This is a genomic window from Streptomyces sp. G7(2002) (assembly GCF_028870195.1).
Classification (GTDB): Bacteria; Actinomycetota; Actinomycetes; order Streptomycetales; family Streptomycetaceae; genus Streptomyces; species Streptomyces nigrescens.
Window position 1 is genome coordinate 3696893 of sequence record NZ_CP102609.1, and the last position, 19869, is coordinate 3716761.

Genomic DNA, 19869 nt, shown 5'->3' on the forward strand with positions numbered 1-19869 from the left:
GCCACTAAACTTAGTTGAACGTTCTGCGGTACACGGTGACGAGCGGAGAGCGGGGGACGCTGTGGCAGGAGATGGCCTGCAGGCAGACATTCCGTCACTGAAGTCAGGTGGCCGGGATTTCACCGGCGTCGGACAGCGCTACCAGTCCGCGGTGGAGAAGCTGAAGAACGCGCTCACCGGTCTGGAGGGCAAGGACACCCCTCCATGGGGTGATGACGAGATCGGCGAGAAGTTCGGCGTGGTCTACGAGGGCCTGCGCGACGGCATGTACGAGTCGATGGGGCATCTGGCCGCCAAGCTCCAGGAGATCGGCGGCGCCCTGAACACCATGGCCGACAACCACCAGGCCGACGAGGACTTCAACGAGTCGCTGATGAAGCAGCACGTCGCCAACGCCGAGGCGGAGGGCCAGAAGATCATCGCCCTCAAGTCGCCGCACACCTGAGGCCCAGCCCGCTCGACAGCTCCACCATCGTCACCGTCGCTTCACGGTTCAACGGGGGATTGCCGCCATGTCGCTCATGCTTCCGGACTGGCTCGAGTGGGTCCTTGAGATGCTCGGCTACGACTGGCCGACGGGCGACGAGGACAAGATGAACGAGTCCGCCGACCACTGGCGGACGTTCGCGAGCGCCGTCGAGCAGCTGCAGTCCGAAGGTGTCTCCGCCGCCGGCAACGTGCTGTCGGCCAACTCCGGCGACAGCATCGACGGCTTCAGCAAGACCTGGGAGAAGTACTCCGGCAACGGCTCCGGTTACCTCGACGACGCCCGTAGCGCCGCCGAGCTGATCGCGTTCGCGCTGGACTCCGGCTCCGTGGTCATCATCGGGATGAAAGTCGCGGTGATCGCCCAGTTGGCGATCCTCGCGGCGGAGATCATCGCGGCTCAGGCGGCCGCGCCCTTCACCCTCGGCCTGTCCGAGATCGGCGCCGCCGCCGCCACCCAGGCCACCCGTCTGATCGTGCGCCGCATCCTCAAGGAAGCCCGCGAGGCGCTGGTCGAGGCGATCGTCGAGACGGTGAAGGAGCCGGCCGTCTCCGCGCTGGAGGCGATGGTCTCCGACGCCATCGCGCAGGGCATGAACATGCACTTCGGGGCCCAGCAGGGCTTCGACGTCGGCCGTAGCGCCAAGACCGGCGCGGAGGCGGGCGTGGAGGCGCTCAAGAACTCCGGCCAGACCTTCGCCGAGTCCCTGCGCGACGGCGCGGGCGGCCGGGCGGGCCACCATGCCCGCGACGGGCTGGAGCACGCCGCCGGCCGGGGCGGGAGCGAGGACAGCGGCGGAGACGGCGGGGGCACGAGCGAGTCCAGTGGCTCCGGGACCGGGAGCAACTCCGGGAGCGGAAGCAACTCCGGGGCCGGGAGCAACTCCGGGAGTGGAAGCGGCGGCGGAGACGGTGCGGGCTCGGGGAGCGGGTCGGGGGCCGGGAGCGGTTCCGGCAGCGGTTCGGGTTCCGGCAGTGGGTCCGGCAGTGGGTCGGGGAGTGGGTCGGGGAGTGGGGCCGACGGTGGCGGGGCGGGCACCGACAGCGGGTCGGGGGCCGGGTCGGGAACCGGCTCCGGGTCGGGGTCGGGGGCCGGGTCCGGTGAGTCGAGTGGCAGTGGGAACGGCTCGGGCGGCGGCAACAGCTCCGGCGGCCCGTCGCATGCCCCGCGCGCCGGCGATTCCGGTACGGGCACGGACTCCGGCTCCGGCTCCGGCTCCGGCTCCGGCTCCGGCTCCGGCAGCGGCCCCTCCGCCACGGGCGACAGCTCCACTCCCGGCCCGGACGGCAACCGCAACACGCCCCAGGCCCAGCCCCTGCCGCCTCCGGACCAGCGCACCGCGTTCGACGAGGGGTACACGGGCGGCAACAACCACAACCCGTACGGGGGCTCCACGCCCGGCCCGGACTCGGGCAGCACCACCCCCAACTCCGGCGGCCCCGGCCCTGACTCGGGCACCACCCCCGACTCCGGCGGCCCCACCCCGGACGCCGCCCGCCCGGACTCGGACTCCGTGAGCACCCGGCCCACCCCGGACACCACCCCGGACGCCGCGCGCCCGGACGCCGTCAGCACCCAGCCGGCACCGGACAACACCCCCGACTCCGCCCGCCCGGACGCCATCAGCACCCAGCCGGCGCCCGACCACACCCCGGACTCGGCCCGCCCGGACCCCGACTCCCTCAGCACACAACCGGCCCCGGGCCCGTCCGTGCACCCCGACGGCGCACCGGCCCCCGACTCCGGGACGACGACCCCCGACGCCGCCCCGGCCCCGGACCACTCCTCCGCCGGGCCGTCCAACTCCCCCACCCCCGACGGGCCTTCCCACCCGGACGCGTCCCAGCAGCCACAGCAGGCTTCGCCCTCCCCTGACCCGGTGGCCGGCAACCCTCCCACCAATACCGACAACTCCCCCCAGGGCGACAGCAACAGCGGTCAGAGCGGCTCCCAGAACAACGGGGACAACTCCGCATCCGGCGCGGGCGGACGTCCCTCCACCCCGCATGTGGGCGTGCCGTCCCAGGGCGCCCCGGTGCAGCACTCCTCGTCCGGCCCGCCCATCGGACAGCGTGATCCCTCGCCCGGCGACCCCATGCCGCATGTGCGCGACGAGGACACCACCGTCACCACCCAGTCCGCCGGCACCATGACGGCACCGCCGCCGACCCCGCACACGGCGGACCCCAGCACCGCTACGCCCTCCACCCCGCAGCAGTCACCGCAGAACACCCCGCAGAACCCCGGCCCGATGACGGGCCCGCCCACCGCCATGCCCCCGCAAGGCGGCCCGGCCACGCCCCACTCCGCCCCGACGCGCGGCAGCACACCGTCCACCGGAAACGCGTCCGCCCCCTCCAACCGCCGCCCCGACGGCTCCCAAGCGATCCACGACGCCACCCAACAGCGCCGCCCCGAGCCGCCCCCGTACAACCCCCGTCTGGACGGCCCCCGCCCCACCACCACCTCACCGGGCCCGAACCGCCGCCCCGACGGCTCCCAGGCCATCCACGACGCCACCCAGCAACGCCGCCCCGAGCCGCCCCCGTACAACCCCCGTCTGGACGGCCCCCGCCCAGACCAGGACCGGCAGAACCAGCAACACCCGCAGGGCAGCCAGCCACCCCACGGCCAGAACCCGGCACCCCAAACGAACCAGCCGAACCAGCCGAACCAACAGGGCCCGCGCCCCGACCAAACCCAGCCGGTACGCCCGGACCAGACTCAGCCGGTACGTCCCGACCAGGCTCCACCGCGCCCGGACCAGACCCAGCCCGTACGCCCAGACCAGCAACACCCCCAAAACCAGCGCCCGGACACCACCCGGCCGGACACACCGCGCCCCGACGCCACCCGCCCGGACCAGCCACGTCCCGACGCCCCTCGCCCGGATGCCACCCGCCCGGACGACCCGCGCACCCCCCAGAACGGGCAGCCCGACCCCCGCCAGCAGCGTCCCGACCAGGCCCAGCCGCGCCCGGATACGCCCCGCCCCGACGCCCAGCGTCCTCCGCAGCAGCAACCGCACGACCCCAACCAGCAACGTCCGCAACAGCAGCCACAGCAGCAGCCCCATCGTGCGGATCCGCGTCAGCAGCAGCCCGAGCACCAGCCGACGAACCAGCCGAACCGCCCGGACCCCCGTCAGCAGCCGACGCTCCAGAGCCACCAGCCACAGCCGCAGTCACAGTCACAGCCGACGAACCACCAGCAACCGCAGCACCAGAACCAGCCCCAAACCCAGCAGCAACAACCCAACCAGCAGTCACAGCACCAGGCCCCGCCCCAGCCCCACAACCAGCCCCAGAATCAAAACCAGAACCAACAACCCCAACACCACCAGCCACAGCCTCCGCACCAACAGCAGCAGCCGACAGCGCCCAACCACCCCCCGCGGCCGAGCCTCAACGACGTCCGGGCGAGCCTCAACCACCAGCCCAGCGGCCTGTATTCACCGTTCCCGCACGACCAGCAGGCGCTGGAGAACAACTTCCCGCGCGATCCGGACGGCAGCCCGCAGCGTCACGCGGACCCCTTCCAGCCCTGGTCCCAGCTCCAGAACGACGGCGGCCCGACCGTTCCGGGCCGCTCCAACAACTGCGCCGACTGCACCCGCTCGTTCATGGAGTCCTGGTACGGCAACCCGCAGGTCTCGGCACCCCGGACCTACGACAACGACGGCCACGGCGGCCTGGACCGGGTCAGCGGTGAGCGCGACGGCACCAACAACATCCAGAACTGGGCCGGGACCAACTTCCGCCACTCCGGCCAGAACGCCCAGGACAGCTACCAGCGCATCGCCGACGAACTCCGTCAGTCCGGCCACGGCTCGGCGGCCGCCGTTCTCGTCACTTGGCCCAGGAACCCCGACGGCTCCGGCGGCGGCGCCCATGTCTTCAACGCCGTGAACCACAACGGCCGGGTCGTCTGGGTCGACAGCCAGACCGGCCAGATCAGCCAACAGCCCATCCACACCCACGCCGACGGCGTCTGGCACCTGACCCTGGACGCCGACCGCAAGCCCTTCGACCCCGCGGCCAACCAGCAGCAGGGCCAGGGTCACGGCCAAGGCCAGGGTCAGGGACAACACCAAGGCCAGGGCCAGGGGCAGCACCAGGGCCAACCCCAGAGCCAACCCCAACCCCAGAACCCACAACATCCCCCACAGAACGCCCCCGGCCCACACCCCGCCGGTACCCCCAGGGACGGCACCGCGGAGGACGGCACCACGTCCGACGCCTCCTCCGGCCGCCCGGATCACCACTCCCCGGGCGATCCGCCGCCCTCCCACCGGACCCCGGACAACGGAACCCCGCACAACGGAACCCCGGACCACCAGCCCCCCGCCCAACACACCACCCAGCACACCACCGACAACCCGCCGGCCGCGGACCGCCGGCCTCCGGAGAACCCGTCCGGCCAAGACACCCCCCAGCCACCGTCCGACCCGTCGGGCACCAAGCGGCCGGCCGAGGACGAGATCGAGCAGGGCGACTCCAAGCATCCGCGTACGGACACTGAGACCGACGGCCCGGAGCCCGAGGGCGCGCACGGCGACGGCCACCCTTCGCCGTCCCCGATGGACATCGACAGCCCGGAGCAGCAGACCGGTTCGGACCCCCATTCGGCGGAGAACACCCGGGAAGAGCGCAACTCCGACCTGCCCGAGCCCGAGCGGACCACGGACCATCACGCTTCCCTGCCTCCGGACTCGGAGCAGCAGGGAATCCGGGTCGACCCGGACCATCCCGACGCGCCCCATCCGCACCCCGTTTACCGCATCGGGCTCGACCCGGTCCATGACCGCATGCAGCACTGGGCGAACGACGGAAGCCTCGCCGATCTGCTTCAGCGGGCCGCCGACCGCAAGGCAGCCGCCGACGCCGCCCGGGCGAACAACAAGCAGGACGGCAACGACCCCGTCGACATTCCGCCGACGGCCTTCACCGAGCGGGAACTGCGCGAGGTGCTCGGCAAGGACTTCGCCGAGATGAACGACGGCCAGCGGGGTGCCGTCGTGGCTACGCTCGCCCGGATGAGCCAGGCGTTCCACGAGGACAACGGCGTGGGCCAGAGCCCTCAGCGGGCCACCGACGGCGAGAACCCGTACCACGGCGCCCCGCCCCGCAAGAAGGACGGGAAGCCCGACCCCATCGAGCAGAACGAGGTCTCCGCCGGTGCCCACTCCCGTGAGCAGGCGAAGCCCGCGGGGTCGTGGCCGGAGACGTACCGGCAGCCCGGCACGCCGGAGCACCAGGCGCTGACCGATCTCCGCGACGCGCGCCGCCCCAATCTGGCCGGCCGCGAGCTGACCACCGCGCACGTCAACCAGCTGCTGCGCCAGGCGGGTTCCACCCGGCCCGACTTCACGGGCAAGAACTACGCCGTGATCGAGGTCGTCGACAGCGAAGGGAACAGCACCTACGTCGTCGACTCCTCCATTCCGGCCGGAAACTCGGGTTACACCCCGCGGCACTCCGAACGGCACCTGCTGGAGTGGGTGGAGCGGCTCAACAAGAGCCAGACGGCCAGCGGCCAGGGCACGTACGACATCGCCGGTCTGTACACCGAACGCGAGCCGTGCGGTGAGGGGCTGGGGCACGCCCACTGCACCACGGAGATCCAGAAGCGCCCGCCCTTCCCGGTCTACTACAGCACGACCTACCGGACCGATCCGGATGGCCAGCCGGCCCGTGACGAGGAACGTGCCCGCCTCCAGCAGGAGCGCAGGGACCTCCTGGCGAGCATGGAGGGCCAGTCGGAGGCCGCCCAGAAGGCGGCCCTGCGCAAGGCGGAGCTGTCCGACTCCAAGATCGATGAACGGGTGAAGGCCCACCGGCAGCCCAACGAGCAGATCATGGACGAGGAGATGGACAATCACCTGCGGAAGATGGGCCATCTGTGGGCAACCACCCGCATGCATATGCTGCCGAAGCCGTAGTCGAGGAGAGCAGCGATGAGCAGTAACACCCCGGTGCTGGAGACCATTTCCGCGCGGGCGGCGGCCGGACGGCTCCTGCGGTGGTGGCAGGACACCTCCGATCCGCTGGCGCCGGGGGGCTGGCTGAGCCTGGTCGGCGAGGGCGCGGCCGACGGCGGGCAGGTGCTGCGGGAGGTGGGCGCACAGGTCGCGTCGAGCGTCCTGGTCGATGCCACGGAGCGCACCGCGGAGGAGTTGCTGGGCGAGGTGCTGGCGGCGCTGGGGCTGGAGTCCCGGCGGTACGGCGGCCTCAGGTGGATCTCCGAGGTACGTGCCCTCCCGGAACGGCGGCTGGTGCTGCTCACGCACGTGCACCGGATGGGCCGTACCCGCCGTTCGTACGAGGCGGAGCGGCTGCTGACCGGAACCCTGAAGGCGCTGTGCGCGCGCACCGGACTCCAGGTGATCGCGCAGGTGGACGCGCCCGGTCTGCTGCGCTCCGGCGACGCCGGCCTCCGGCTGGAGCCGGCCGGAGCGGACCCGGCGCCCACCCCGCCGGCCTGGCCGGACGAGGTGCGGGCCCTGGCGCTCGCCGAGCCCCGTACGGTGCCGCCGCGCGCCTGGGCGGCACTCGTGGCGGGCCTGCGCGCGGACGACGGCCGCCCGGTCACCGAGGACGCGCTCCAGACCGTGCTGGCCGAGCACGACCGGTGGCTGGAGCGGCGCGAGGACGGTGTCGGCTTCGTCGACGAGGCGGTGGCCGAGTCACTGCGGCGCGAGACCGCCCCGGAAACCGTCACCCGGGTGAACCGCCATATGACGGCCTGGCTGCGGACGCTCGCCCCGGAGCTCGCCCACCCCGACGGCTGGGCGGCGGGCGGAGCGCTCGGCACGTACGCGGCCGCGGGGCTGGCCATGCACGCGGCACAGGCCGACCACGAGCAGAAGTGGACCACGCAGACCCTCGACGAACTGGTCGCCCGGGGCGAGCTGGTGGCCCATCTGCCGCAGACGGCCCTGCTCGATGCCGCGCGCTGCGCACACTACGGCGGCATCGGCAGCAACAGCGCCGCGGCGGACGCCGCGTACCTCTGGGACTACGGAGTGGTCCCGGCCACGCAGACCGCCTGGGCCGCCTGGCTGCACCTGATGGCGACCGCCCGGGGCGACGAGGACTTCGTGGCCGGGCTCCTCGCCTCGGGGATCCGCCTCCCGTGGAAGGCGGTGTGGACCCGCTGGCGTCCGCCGGGCGGTTTCCACGCCTCGTTCCTGGCGCCGGGCGTGGTCGGCGAGACGGCCGAGGTCCGCTGGCACGGCCGGCCCGCCGTGGCCGCGCTCGGCACACCTGAGGTGGACGTCAGCATCTGGGACGCGCGAACCGGCGAACCGCTGGCCGGCCCCTGGCCGGAGGACTCCGTCGTCCCGGAGGACGCCCACACCGCCCTCACCTGGCCGGACGGGTCGGGCACCGGTGACACGATCACCACGCTCGACGCGCTCGAAGCCGCCGTCCCGGGCACCGACGCGGCACATCCGAGCCTGCTCTCCGCTCCGGTGCTGACCGTGGGCGAACTGGCGATTCTGGGCGGCCCCGGCGGCCTGTTCGCCCTGGCCCCCGCGAAGGGCTGGGAGGAGACGGCCGGCACCCCCTGCCGCGCCCCGCTCTCCGGGCCGTACGCGGCGGCGGGCCCGACCACCCCGCGGCACGCCACGCCCCCCGGAGCGGCGGACCTGCGCGCCGTCGTGGGCGAGGACGTCTTCCGCCCCCTCAAGGGGGACCAACTGCCGGCCGGCCTGGAGGAGGACGGCGCCCGCGAGGTGCTGACCGGCATCGGCGTCCCCGCGTTCGACGAGAGCGGCCTGCGCCTCGCCCCGGACGACGACGCCTTCCTGACCGAATACACCTGGCCGGACGACGCGGCCGAAGACCCCGAAAGCGACGGGCCGTTCTTCCTCCTCGGCCGCTGGATGGGCGGTGACGTGGTCCTGGACGGAACCGGCGGCGAGGTCTTCCGGGTCCCGGGCGACGAGGACGACCCGGTCGACGGCGCGCTGGTGGCGTCCTCCCTGGAGAACTTCCTCGCCATGACCGCCCAGTGGCTGACCGGCCTGCGCATCTCCCGGACGGTCGACAACAGCGACGAACAGTACGCGCTGCGCCAGCACGTCAGCGGAGAACTCTGGATGCTCGACGACGCCGGCTCGCAGTCCGACGCCTGGATGTACATCTTCGAGAATGACTGACGGGGCGGGGGCGGGCAGGGAGTTACGGGCGGGCGGTGACGTCCGGACCGGCCCCAGGGCTCCCTTCGCGCCGGCGCGGACGGATCAGCCGGGCACGCCCATGCGCTGTGTGCCGACGACGGACAGCAGCCGCAGTGCCTCTTCCGACGGTGAGCCGGGGGCGGCGGTGTAGAGGACGACTCGCTGGTCCCGGTCGGCGATGTCCAGGACGTCGCAGTTGACGGACACGGGACCGACGAGGGGGTGCTCGAAGGTCTTGCAGAGGGTGGGCCGGTCGGTCACGTCGTGGGCGGCCCAGAGCCGAGCGAACTCCGCACTGCCGTCCAGGAGTTCCGCGACCAGGCCGGTCACCTCCGGGTCGTTGGGGTAGCGGGCCGCTGCTGCGCGCAGGTGCTGGGTCGAGGTCCGGGCGAACTCGTCCGCGTCCGAGACGCCGTACAGCCGCCGGTCGTTCCGGTACGGGCCGAGGAAGGCACGTCGGATGAGGTTCCGGTCCCGGCGCGACAGGACGGAGAAATCCTCCATCAGGGCAGCGGCCAGGTCGTTCCAGGCGATGACCTCGTACGTCGCCGACAGCACGAGCGCCGCGGCCTCCGGCAGCCGGCGCAGCAGGTCGACGATGCTCTGCCGTATTTCCCGCGAGGGCCCGGGCGGCGGTCCGGGCGGGGCGCCGGCGAGGTGGTGGAGATGGTCGCGCTCGGCGTCCGACAGGCGCAGTGCGCGGGCGAGTTGGGCCAGCACCTCACGGGAGGGGTGGGGAGCGCGGGCCTGTTCCAGGCGGCTGTAGTACTCGGTCGAGATGAACGCCAGCTGCGCCACCTCCTCGCGACGCAGTCCCGGGGTGCGGCGGCGCGGCCCGGCGGGCAGCCCCACGTCGGCGGGGGTGATGCGCTCGCGTCTGCTGCGCAGGAAGCCGGCCAGCTCTCGTCGATCCATCTCCCCAGTGTGTGCGGCGCCGAGGTGCCCAGCCAGGCACTGTCGGTGCCTGGATGCGCCGGGCTGCCGGGAACAGGCTCGTCGCCATGAACCAGACACCGATCATGTCCACCACGGCCCCGGGCCTGCTCGCCGGCAAGGTCGCCTTCATCACCGGTGCCGGTCGCGGCATCGGCGCGGCAGCAGCGCGGCTCTTCGCCCGGGAGGGCGCCCGGGTACTCCTCGCGGCCCGCACGGAGTCGCAGCTCAAGGCGGTGACCGAGGAGATCCGGGCGGCCGGCGGTACCGCGGACTACGTGGTGTGCGACCTGACCGACCCGGCCGGCGTCCGATCCGCCGTCAACCGGTCCGTGGAGCTGTACGGCCGGCTGGACGTGGCCTTCAACAACGGCGCGACGGGCCAGCCGCCCGGCCCGATGGATGAGCTGTCGGAGGCCGACTTCGACCATGTCTGCGCCGTCAACCTCAAGGGCCCGTGGCTGGCCATGACCGCCGAGATCGCCGCCATCCGTGCCACCGCGCGGCGTGGAGCCCTCGTCAACACCTCCAGCGTCGGCAGCCTGATGGCCAACCCCGCGCTGCCCGCGTACGGCGCGGCGAAGCGGGCGGTCAACAGCCTTACCGCGTCGGCAGCCGCCACGTACGGCCCGGAGGGGATCCGCGTCAACGCCATCGCGCCCGGCACCACGCTCACCGAGATGCTGTACGCGTGGGATGCGGAGTCCCCCGGCACGATCGAGCAGCTCAACGCCCGGACCCCGCTGGGCCGCGCCGCCGATCCGGACGAGATCGCCCAGGCCGCCGCCTGGCTCCTGAGCGACCGCTCCTCCTACGTCACCGGCACGGTCCTCCGGGTCGACGGCGGCATGCTGGCCTGAGCCGGAACGGGGGGCCGTGTGCCGTGCAGGACACCGGCCCCCACGGCGGGAGCGGGGCAGCGCCGTACGGAAGTCCGGGAATGGTCCCGCCGGGCTCCACCTGCGCGGGACGCCGCCGCCCCTGCCACGCCTGCCCCCCTACTCCCCCTGGCGGGAGGCCGCGATCTGCCGCGACATGATCGTCGTCAGCTCGTACGCGGTGTGCGAGGCGGCGACGGCGGTGATCTCCGCGTGGTCGTACGCCGGCGCGACCTCGACGACATCCGCCGAGACCAGGTTGCAGGACGCGAGCCCGCGCAGGATCTCCAGGAGCTCGCGGGAGGTCATCCCGCCCGCCTCCGGGGTGCCGGTGCCCGGGGCGTGGGCCGGGTCGAGCACGTCGATGTCGATGGAGATGTACAGCGGACGGTCACCGATGCGCTGGCGGAGCTGGTCGGCGACCTCGTCGACGCCGCGGCGCATGACATCCGCCGAGGTGACGATGCCGAAGCCCATCTTCTCGTCGTCGTCGAGGTCCTTCTTGCCGTAGAGGGGGCCGCGGGTGCCGACGTGGGAGAGCGCGGAGGTGTCGAGGATGCCTTCCTCGACGGCGCGGCGGAACGGGGTGCCGTGGGTGTATTCGGCGCCGAAGTAGGTGTCCCAGGTGTCCAGGTGGGCGTCGAAGTGCAGCAGCGCGACCGGGCCGTGCTTCTTGGCGACGGAGCGCAGCAGGGGCAGGGCGATGGTGTGGTCACCGCCGAGGGTCATCATCCGGGCGCCGCCGGCGAGCAGGTCGTCGGCCGCGGCCTCGACCGTCTCCACGGCCTCGTTGATGTTGAAGGGGTTCGCGGCGATGTCACCGGCGTCGGCGACCTGCGCGAGCGCGAACGGGGACGCGTCCTGGGCCGGGTTGTACGGACGCAGCAGCCGGGACGCCTCACGGATGGCGTTGCCGCCGAAGCGGGCTCCGGGACGGTAGGAGACGCCGGTGTCGAAGGGGACACCGACGACGGCCACATCGGCCCGGCCGCCGACCTCGTCCAGGCGGGGCAGGCGGGCGAAGGTCGCGGGCCCGGCATAGCGCGGGACGCGGGAGGAGTCGACGGGGCCCACGGGCCCGTTGGATGCGCTGGCTGCGGTGGTCATGACGGTGAGGTTAGGGAGCGCCGGGCGCCGGGCCCATGGACATTTGCGCACCCGGGGCCAGGACCGTTCGACATTTTGGCCAGGGCTCACGCTAGGGCGGTGACCAGGCAATACGGGGTGTCCGCAGCGCGGTGCCGCGGCTCCGGCATCCGCACCCCGGTGTCCGCGCTGCGGAACTCCCCCGCCCCGGAACAGGTGTACGGGCACAATGGGCGCTATGCCGATAGCCTCCGCAGCCACCGCCCCCTCGCGCGCCGAACTCGTCGATCATCTCGTACGGACCCGGATCGCCGGTGACGTCGCCACCCCCCGCGAGAACAACCTCTCCCACTACCGCAGGCTCGCCAACGGCGACCGCCACTACTGGTTCGGCCTGGAGTTCGGCGAACGGTGGGTGGACGAGCAGGATGTGCTGGCCGTGATGGCGGAGCGCTGCGGGGTCATCGACGATCCGCACCACCGGCAGGGACAGGACACCATCGACCCGGAACTGACGGTCGACGCGCTGGACCGGACGGCCGCGGTGCTGCGCAAGGCGGCCGCCGGTCAGCACCGGGTGCTGTTCGCGACCGGCCACCCGGGCGGCCTGCTCGACGTCCACCGGGCGACCGCCGAGGCACTGCGCGCGGCGGGCTGCGAGATCGTCGTCATCCCGGACGGGCTGCGCGCGGACGACGGCATGGTCTTCCAGTTCGGCGACGTGGCGATGCTGGAGCGCGGTGCGACGCTCTGGCACACCCACTCCCCCGAGCCGATGGCCGCGATCCTGGACGGCCTGGAGCAGGCGGGCCGCCCGCTGCCGGACCTGGTGATGGCCGACCACGGCTGGGCGGGCTGCGCGGGCCAGCGCGGCATCGACGCGGTGGGTTTCGCGGACTGCAACGACCCGGCCCTCTTCCTCGCCGAGGCCGAAGGCACCCTCCAGGTGACGATCCCCCTGGACGACCACGTCCTCAGCCCCCGCCACTACGACCCGCTGACCGCGTACCTGCTGGACGCGGCGGGACTGGCCTGAGGCAGCCCTGGGCCGAACGCCCCCGCGGCTCGCCTCCCGGCCCGGCGCCTCCACGGAGCACAGCGGCGGCGGGTCAGAGAGTGCGGAGGGCCCCGTCCGCCACGCCACAGAGTGCAGCGCACGGACGGGGCCGGTTCCGTCGGTCACTCTGCTCAGTCCGTCACTCTGCTCACGCTCGTGGAAGCCCGGCCTTGGGCGCGGGGCTGTCGCGGCGGGCGCGGTGGGCGCGGTTGGCGCGGTTGGCGCGGTGGATTCCGATCAGCAGCAGGGCGCACGCGACCACGAAGATCGGCCAGGGCGTGAACGGCAGGACCACGGCGTCGACGACGGTCCAGCCCGCCAGCGTCCAGCCGATGAATGCCGGCGGGGTGATGCCGCGGCGGTCCAGCCACAGCACCGTCAGGCCGACCAGGATGAGCGGTATGCCGAAGCTTGCGAGGCTCAGCCAGTAGGCGCTGCCCGCCGGGCTCATGTCGGCGAAGTCCTCGCTCCACAGTCCGCCGCTGAACCAAGTCCCGGCGTAGCGCCCGGCTTTCTCCAGCGTCAGGGCGCCGACCGTGTGTCCGGTGCCGCATAACGTGATGATCCAGCCAGCCCACTTGATCATCTGAGTTCTCCGTTCTCGTCGCGAAGCCACGCCGTGCGACTTCATCGCGGTTGTCCGTGCCCAGCGGGGAGCCAGCAATCTCCGAAACCACAGTTCCGAAACTCCAGTTCCGATACTCGCGTTCCGTATCATGCAGCCATGACAGCGAGAAGGCAACGGGGCGGGCGCCCCCGAGACAGTCGTGTGGATCACAAAATCCTGCAGACCACCCGTGAGCTGATCGACGAAGTCGGCTACCCGGCCCTGACCGTCGACCAGGTCGCGACGCGCGCCGGGGTGGGCAAGGCGGCGATCTACCGCCGCTACGCCTCCAAGGCCGAGATGGCGTTCGTCGCCACCGTGCACGAGCAGCAGCTGCCCCCGCCGGCCGACACCGGCTCCCTGCACGGGGACCTACTGACACTGGTCCGCACGTTCCACGCCCGCATGGCCACCCCGGCGGCCCGACAGCTGGCACCGGCCCTGATCAGCGAACTCGCCGGAAACCCCGAACTGGACACCCGGTTCCAGGACACCTTCCTGGCCGCCGAACAGGCCGCCTTCGCCGGCATCATCGAACAGGCCGTGGCCCGCGGCGAGTTGGCCGGACCCGTCGCCCCCGCAATGGCCCACCTGCTGCTGCTCGGCTCCCTGGCGTCCGCCCTCTACCTCCTCAACCTGCCCGTCGACGACGCCATGGTCACCGACCTCGCCACCGCCGCCACAGCAGGAATCACCGCCCTGGCCGAGCGGCACCACAACGCCCCTGGCGAAGCCGCCGAGCCGCGCTGACAGGGCCGTTCGCCCGGACCGGGCCGCACGGCGAACTCGTGCTGTTCGACGATCAGGACCGCGGCCGCCGGGACCGCACCATGATCGAGGAGGGCCGCGCCCTGGTGGTCGCCGCGCTCACCGCAGGGCCGTCCGGCCGCCCGCTGTGCGCGCACCGGCACGGCTCAGATGAGGTCAGCTGCCGTAGGGCGGGAAGAAGAGCAGCCGCGCGGCCAGCGCCAGGAGCATGGCGAGGGGCGGCGCGTACCACCAGGGCCGCAGCGTTCTCGTTCTGACGAAGGGAAGGGTGAGGACGAGGCAGAGCATGGCCCAGCCCATGCCGAGGTTGCTGAGGAGCGCGAACTCCTGAGCAGCGTCGAACTCGACGGCGCCGTCGCCGCGGGGCATGAGCTGGACCAGTGTGACGAAAGCCAGCGGCGCCTCGATCGTGGGCAGTAGGCATGCCCCCAAAACTGTGCCGATGCGCAGTCCGCCACGTGGGCTTCGAGGGTGGGTGGGCGTCGTCACTTTCCGAGTGCTTCCTTCGCTTGGCCCACGTGGTCGTCGAATCGGCGACCGTACCGTGTTGGCCGAGACCGAACCGCCGGACTCGGCCGGCAGGGCCGGCAGATGACGGCGGACCCCCTGGGTGCGCCGGGACGGGCGCACCCCAAGCGGAGGCGAACACATCCCGTGGGGTCCATGACTGTTCGCTGAGCCCCGTGCCACGCGCGGACGGGGCCGGTTTCCTTCGTCACACGGCCCAGGAGTCGGCCGGGTCATCCAGCCACACCCGCTGCCCTTCCGCGGTGACGGTGAGACCGAACCGGGTGTGGTCCGGCTCGCCCCGGCCGGCCCACCATCGGTGGGCCGCCTCTACTTCGTCCCACAGGCGACGCGGGCCCGACTGGTAGACCGTGGCGTCCGGTTCGCCACTGCGGAACACGGCGGCGGCCCACGACCGGCTCCTCAGATCGAAGAACCACGCCTTCGCACTCCCCCCGTCCGACCTGTTGATGACATGGGCGCAGTCGGGCACACACAGCCCCATGACGAACCGTGCGGGCTCGTAGCGTTCCCCCAGGTCCGTCAAAGCGACCGTCGTACGGGAGACCCCGGCATCGCCCGGGAAATCCGGAACGTGCTCCCTGAACCGGTTCCAGTCCAAGCGCTGTTCCCGCAGCTTCATGAACTCGACCATGCGCAGGAACGGCCCCGACGCGGAACCGTCCTCCCGCACGGTCAACCGGACAAGTGCGTCCTGGTCGCTGTAATGAGTGCCCCAGGGGGCAAGGATGACCCCGCCCGGCCGTGACTGCTCCAACCAGCGCGGCGAAACGGCTCGCACCCCCGCCGTGACCATCACCCGGTCATACGGCGCCCCGTCCGGCCACCCGCCCCCTCCGTCCCCGTGGACCGTCTCGGGGTGGAGCCCGGCGCGCAGCAACGCTCCCCGGGCTTGATCGGCGACCGCCTCGTCGATCTCGACGCTGACCACGTTCCCGCCCCCCAGCCGGTGAGCGAGGAGTCCGGCGTTCCACCCCGTGCCGGTGCCGACTTCGAGCACCCGCATGCCCTCGCTCACGTCCAGGTCGCGCAGCATCGCAGCCACGACTGACGGCATGCTCGCCGAACTGGTCGGCACGGTCCCTGGCTCGCTACCCGTGTGCTGTCCGTCGTCCCACTGAGTGACGAGCGGGACGTTCACGTACGCGGTCCGCTGCCACTCTGCGGGGTCGTCGCTCCGGGAGACGGACACGCTGCGGCCGGTCGCCATGTCGTGCGCCCAGACGAGGTCCGGCAGGAACAGCGCTCGTGGAACGGCTCTGAACGTCTCCGCCCAATCGGGCGTCAGGGCTCCCGCTTCGATGAGGGACCGCGCCAGCTCGTCACTGGCGCGGTGCTCCTGCTGAGGGTTGAGGCTCACTTGCGGTGGGTCCTCCTGGGTGCGGAGCCAGACCTGGACCGGGGGTCGCGGGCCGTTCAGCGTGGCGGGGCAGCATGTCGGCGGCGGTGGGCAGCCTCGGTAGCGCCGTACTCAGCGAACGGACCTGATCATCGCCGTCAGGACCGGCGAGGCTGCCGAGGGCTGGCTCTGGCCGATGTCTTCGTATCCCCAGGACTCGTAGAGGCGGTGCACCTTTCCGTCTCCGGCGAGCGGGTTGACCATAAGGGTGACGTACGGCTCGTTACGGTCGGCAAGGAGGGTGTCGTGGATGCGCCGGGCGATGCCGGTGCCGCGCCATGGGATGCGAACGCCGATTTCTTTGAGGGCTACGGCGTGCCGGTCGGTGTATTCAGCCGACGGAGCGGGTGAGATGCGTTTCCACCAACGGTCCTCGGAATCAACGGTGTTGGCGTACGCATAGCCGATGGGCTCGTCCTGCTCATAGGCAAGGACCGCTACCCAACCTGGTTCCTTGAAATGACGGTCGAGGCGCTCAGCGAAGGCAGTGACCGCATAGTTCGGAAGGTGCAAGAGGTCTGCACGGACATCGGTGTACACGTCCAGGAGGTGTTGCCGGGCCGGTTTGAGCGAGTGGAACGTGCGCAGATCGACGCTGGGCGTCATACCGATTCCTTCCAGGTGGTGTGTGCGTACTGATTCCACATGCGGGTGGTCGGACTGTTCGGCGCCATGGTGCGGATCTTGTTGTGGAAGCCGCGGAGCATCCGGGCGACCCGTGGGTGATATGCAGCAGCATCGGCGGGGACCGACATAGCGGTGGCGACCGCGGGCCCCACGTCCCCCTGGCCGAGTTGAGCGCACGCCAGCCGAGTAGTGGCGATGGCTTTCGACCGTTGCATGTGGGGCCGGAGGGCGGCCAAGCATCGGTGCGCATGCGCTTCGGCCGTCTCGTAGTCGCCGAGTGCGAGGTATCCGGTAAGCGCGAGGGAATCCAATTCCGCCTGGTCGTAGAACGAGGTCATCCACACGGGACGGTTGGCGCCCGGATCGGCGCGGTCCATCGCATCCTGGGCCTGATCGAAGCTGCGCCGGGCAGCCGTGACATTTCCGGCAACGCCGTGAACGGCAGCCTGTCTGGCAAGACCGAGGGATGCGAACAGTGGATCGTGACGCGTGATGGAGAGACCTCGGGCCACATCATTCGCAGCCATTGCTTCCATGGGGCGTCCCATGTGCCGGTACAGCGTCCCGGCGTGTGACCAAATACGGAATTTGATGGCCGGCTCGGCTGCCAATTCGGCGAGTGCTTGCGCTTCCCGCATATGGACCATCGCGTCTTCGTAACGCCGTCCGTCGATTGCGGCCCACATCGCCGAGGACCGGAATGCCGCCGCGCATGCGTATACGTAGGCACGCACTCGCTGACTGGCGCTCCCGGAATTCTGCAGAGCCAGGGCCTCGTCGGCGAGCGCTGCGGCTTTCTGCTCAATGCCGAGTCGACCGCCGTGGCGGTGGTCGCTCGCGATGATCTCGGTGAAACGTTGCTGGAGTCGGACGACGTCGCTTGTCCCGACCCGGCGGTTGGAGGCGGGCGCAGGTGCGGCCGCGACAGCGGCCAAGGCCGTCCCGGCGGTGAGGAAGCGACGGCGTTCCACGGGGTCCTCCGGCGGTGGTGCGGGGGCGGACGACGGGGCCCGGCCCCGCGGTACGAACCCTAAGGCGACGGCAGGCAGCCCGGTGACTTTCTCCAGCGCAACCCGCGTCGCCGACTTCGGCCACCGCACCCGGCCCGCTTTCCAGTCCCGGACCGATGAGCCATCCAGTCCTCCGACTCTCCCGGTGAGGTCACCGACTGCCGAATTCACCGCGTCAGCCAGCGAATTCGAGCTGTAGCCGTGCTCTTTCATCCATGCCTCAAGCGCCGCATTCCGCAAGGTGGCCATGTACGGAAGGTAGCCCCGCGCGCACCGCATCGTCAGCTAAAGAGGTGGCCAAATCGCCCTATGGACTGTGGAGAAGAGATCGCCCGATCTCCCTAATCACCTTGCCTTGGCACCGCGTTAGCTGGTCATGAGCCGACTACGACGCTCCGATGCCTGAGTGGCCGTGGCACATCGCTCGGGATTCCGTGGCGACGCGACGGCTCTGCGGGCCCCGCACTCCCGTCGCGGTCGGCCCGCGTCCGCAGCGAACTGGAGGACTGACCAAGATGCCGACTGCATCAACCACTCACCACGCCCGCGCCGATGCCGCCCCGCGCCTCGGGTCGGCGCCCTCCGTACCGACCGGCACAAAACGCCTGCCACCCGAAGCTCGCGCGTTCCGCCGCCGACACGGCGACCCCATCGGCTGGGACTCCGGCGAATGGGCCGCCTACCTCGGTCTCGGAGGCGCGTCATGAGCACGGGGTGGGATGCAGTTCCCGCCCTGAAGACATGGACGGTCCACGAGATCACGGGCCAGGCGTGCCCGTGCTGCCACTGCAACTACAGCCTGGCACGGGAGAAGGTCACCGGTCCGGACGATCGGCACACATGCCGGCCCTGCACCGTCCTGCTCGGCGTCTCCACGGGAGCGGAGGTCGCACGATGAATGCCCGGAAGCTGCCGGAGGTCGGCGATGAGGTCGAGTACGCCCCTGGACGACTGGCTGTCGTGACCGACATCCGCAAGGGCGTCCCCTACCTGCGGAGTTCAGGGATCAAGGAGTGGCCGGTGCAGGACCCGACCACGTTGACGGTGCAGCGGACGCGGGTCGAGCGGATCGCGGCCGACGACTTCCGATGAGGTCGGGAGTCCCCAGGTGGGTGCCCCGACGCCCCGTTTCAACGACGCCCACGATGCAGGGCATCCGGCCCACCGCATCATCCGTACCCATCGAGAGGAGCACAGCATGAGTCCCACACAAACCCCGGAGCGGGTAGAGCTGGGAAAGTTCTTTGAGATCAGCGCCCGGGAATTCGAGGCAGGCAATACCGCTCCGGAGATGTTCTCCACCGCCATCGATGCCGAATGGCACCGGCTACTTGGCACTCCCCAGTACGCCGCGTTCAGCAGTCAGCACGCGGGGCAGGTCTTCGCGCACGTAGGCAGCTACGGAACGGGACGGGTTTCCTGGATCTGCGCATACGAGGAAGTGTTCGGCCCGCTGCCTGACATCTGGTTCGCAGACACAGACGGCACGGTCGACCGGGAGGCCGCGGACCGCTATCGGGCAACCGGCGAGGTGTGGGCCGAGTGGAACTGCTCGCCCGTACCGGGAGACCCCGAAACCGCTCCGAAGCGGAAAAAGGGCACCTCCCGGTGATCACCACGCACATCGGCGGAGCGTTCCGGCCCAGAGCCGGGGCGCTCCGCCTCGTCGAGGGCCGAACCAGCGAACCTGAGACGGCGGACGTCAGCGGCTACGTCCGTGCGGTGGCCTCCCACTGCCCTTTCCTCATGCCGTCGGTGGCACGGGGGCTGACGGGCTGGACGGTGTACGAGATCGCCGGGGACACCGGGGCAGCCGAGGCTGAGGTGTTCCACGCAGGCGTGCAGGCCGCGGAGTGGATACGGCCGTTGACGACTCGGCGGCATGGCACGCTCGTGTGCGAGAACATCGTGCTTCTGGGAGGCGACGCCCCAGCCCATCGCGAGCTGATGGCGTGGCCGCACTGGGCACTGAAGCACCTCTACGGGCCGGTGGGGCTGATGTTCGGCAAGTTCTGGACGGACGAGGAGGGCACCGACCGACAGGGGCATCGCATTCCGCCCCCGCCGTTCTCGTTCCTCACTGCCCGCAGCGCCATCCGCCCTGTCGACCCCCGGTTCCTTACCGACACCCCGGACCTTGCTCAGTCGCTGTCGACAGCTGTGGACGACGGACGCAATGTGTTTCAGGGTCTCCCGTACGAGTGGAAGGCAGTGAAGAAATGGGCGAGTTCCCTCCTTTCCCCACAGCGGCCGGTGCCACTACCGAAGCGGTCTGCGGCACCCCGATCGAGCTGAAGGAGATCT

At 71.2% G+C, this 19869-nt stretch carries 16 protein-coding genes; 9 read left to right on the forward strand and 7 right to left on the reverse strand.

All coding sequences use genetic code 11. From position 1 onward, the window contains the following. Positions 1-61: 61 nt before the first annotated feature. The 3 genes from NUT86_RS15220 (at position 62) to NUT86_RS15230 (ending at position 8651) form a co-directional block, all read left to right on the forward strand. Entirely contained in the window at positions 62-445 is a 384-nt protein-coding gene (locus tag NUT86_RS15220) for a WXG100 family type VII secretion target (protein ID WP_020397772.1), read from the forward strand. A 67-nt stretch (positions 446-512) separates the two neighbouring features. Beyond that, positions 513-6428, forward strand: a complete 5916-nt coding sequence (locus NUT86_RS15225) for a toxin glutamine deamidase domain-containing protein (RefSeq protein ID WP_274735752.1) — start codon at positions 513-515, stop codon at positions 6426-6428. 15 nt (positions 6429-6443) lie between these two features. After that, positions 6444-8651: an SUKH-4 family immunity protein gene (locus NUT86_RS15230; RefSeq protein ID WP_274735754.1), complete on the forward strand. Its 2208-nt coding sequence runs from the start codon at positions 6444-6446 to the stop codon at positions 8649-8651. A gap of 84 nt (positions 8652-8735) precedes the next feature. Here NUT86_RS15230 and NUT86_RS15235 read toward each other — a convergent pair whose 3' ends face one another. Then, positions 8736-9587, reverse strand: a complete 852-nt coding sequence (locus NUT86_RS15235) for a helix-turn-helix transcriptional regulator (protein ID WP_109889900.1) — start codon at positions 9585-9587, stop codon at positions 8736-8738. Between the two features lie 86 nt (positions 9588-9673). Between NUT86_RS15235 and NUT86_RS15240 the strand changes: the two genes are divergently transcribed. Further along, the gene (locus NUT86_RS15240) at positions 9674-10465 is read left to right on the forward strand and encodes an SDR family NAD(P)-dependent oxidoreductase (RefSeq protein ID WP_266443169.1); all 792 of its coding nucleotides are present in this window, start codon (positions 9674-9676) and stop codon (positions 10463-10465) included. A gap of 138 nt (positions 10466-10603) precedes the next feature. Here NUT86_RS15240 and speB read toward each other — a convergent pair whose 3' ends face one another. After that, a complete protein-coding gene (gene speB, locus NUT86_RS15245; protein WP_042154989.1) occupies positions 10604-11590 on the reverse strand; it encodes an agmatinase in 987 nt (328 codons plus the stop codon). Between the two features lie 217 nt (positions 11591-11807). Here speB and NUT86_RS15250 point away from each other — a divergent pair, with 217 nt between their 5' ends. Further along, positions 11808-12605, forward strand: coding sequence for a phosphatase (locus tag NUT86_RS15250; RefSeq protein ID WP_018093068.1), 798 nt, complete (start codon positions 11808-11810; stop codon positions 12603-12605). A gap of 169 nt (positions 12606-12774) precedes the next feature. Here NUT86_RS15250 and NUT86_RS15255 read toward each other — a convergent pair whose 3' ends face one another. Next, positions 12775-13212, reverse strand: coding sequence for a DUF6463 family protein (locus tag NUT86_RS15255; RefSeq protein ID WP_159488190.1), 438 nt, complete (start codon positions 13210-13212; stop codon positions 12775-12777). 183 nt (positions 13213-13395) lie between these two features. Between NUT86_RS15255 and NUT86_RS15260 the strand changes: the two genes are divergently transcribed. After that, the gene (locus NUT86_RS15260) at positions 13396-13983 is read left to right on the forward strand and encodes a TetR/AcrR family transcriptional regulator (RefSeq protein WP_274735760.1); all 588 of its coding nucleotides are present in this window, start codon (positions 13396-13398) and stop codon (positions 13981-13983) included. Between the two features lie 174 nt (positions 13984-14157). Here NUT86_RS15260 and NUT86_RS15270 read toward each other — a convergent pair whose 3' ends face one another. The 4 genes from NUT86_RS15270 to NUT86_RS15285 all read right to left on the reverse strand — a co-directional run bounded on the left by NUT86_RS15270 (position 14158) and on the right by NUT86_RS15285 (position 17814). Beyond that, positions 14158-14490: a hypothetical protein gene (locus NUT86_RS15270; protein ID WP_266443155.1), complete on the reverse strand. Its 333-nt coding sequence runs from the start codon at positions 14488-14490 to the stop codon at positions 14158-14160. A gap of 226 nt (positions 14491-14716) precedes the next feature. Further along, positions 14717-15889, reverse strand: a complete 1173-nt coding sequence (locus tag NUT86_RS15275) for a methyltransferase domain-containing protein (RefSeq protein WP_274735763.1) — start codon at positions 15887-15889, stop codon at positions 14717-14719. 111 nt (positions 15890-16000) lie between these two features. Then, on the reverse strand, positions 16001-16534 hold the full coding sequence (locus NUT86_RS15280; RefSeq protein WP_446750764.1) for a GNAT family N-acetyltransferase: 534 nt from the start codon (positions 16532-16534) through the stop codon (positions 16001-16003). Continuing rightward, positions 16531-17814, reverse strand: a complete 1284-nt coding sequence (locus NUT86_RS15285; RefSeq protein WP_274735764.1) for an XRE family transcriptional regulator — start codon at positions 17812-17814, stop codon at positions 16531-16533. The genes NUT86_RS15280 and NUT86_RS15285 overlap by 4 nt, the downstream gene beginning before the upstream one ends. Positions 17815-18459: 645 nt before the next feature. On the opposite strand from NUT86_RS15285, the gene NUT86_RS15290 reads away from it, so the two are divergent. The 3 genes from NUT86_RS15290 to NUT86_RS15300 all read left to right on the forward strand — a co-directional run bounded on the left by NUT86_RS15290 (position 18460) and on the right by NUT86_RS15300 (position 19860). Further along, positions 18460-18657 carry a hypothetical protein gene (locus tag NUT86_RS15290; protein WP_274735766.1) on the forward strand — a complete coding sequence of 66 codons (198 nt, stop codon included), beginning with the start codon at positions 18460-18462 and terminating at the stop codon, positions 18655-18657. A gap of 106 nt (positions 18658-18763) precedes the next feature. Then, complete coding sequence (locus NUT86_RS15295; RefSeq protein ID WP_274735767.1) at positions 18764-19177, forward strand: hypothetical protein; 414 nt, start codon at positions 18764-18766, stop codon at positions 19175-19177. After that, a complete protein-coding gene (locus tag NUT86_RS15300) occupies positions 19174-19860 on the forward strand; it encodes a hypothetical protein (RefSeq protein WP_274735769.1) in 687 nt (228 codons plus the stop codon). Before NUT86_RS15295 ends, NUT86_RS15300 begins: the two co-directional genes overlap by 4 nt. The last annotated feature ends 9 nt before the right edge of the window (positions 19861-19869 follow it).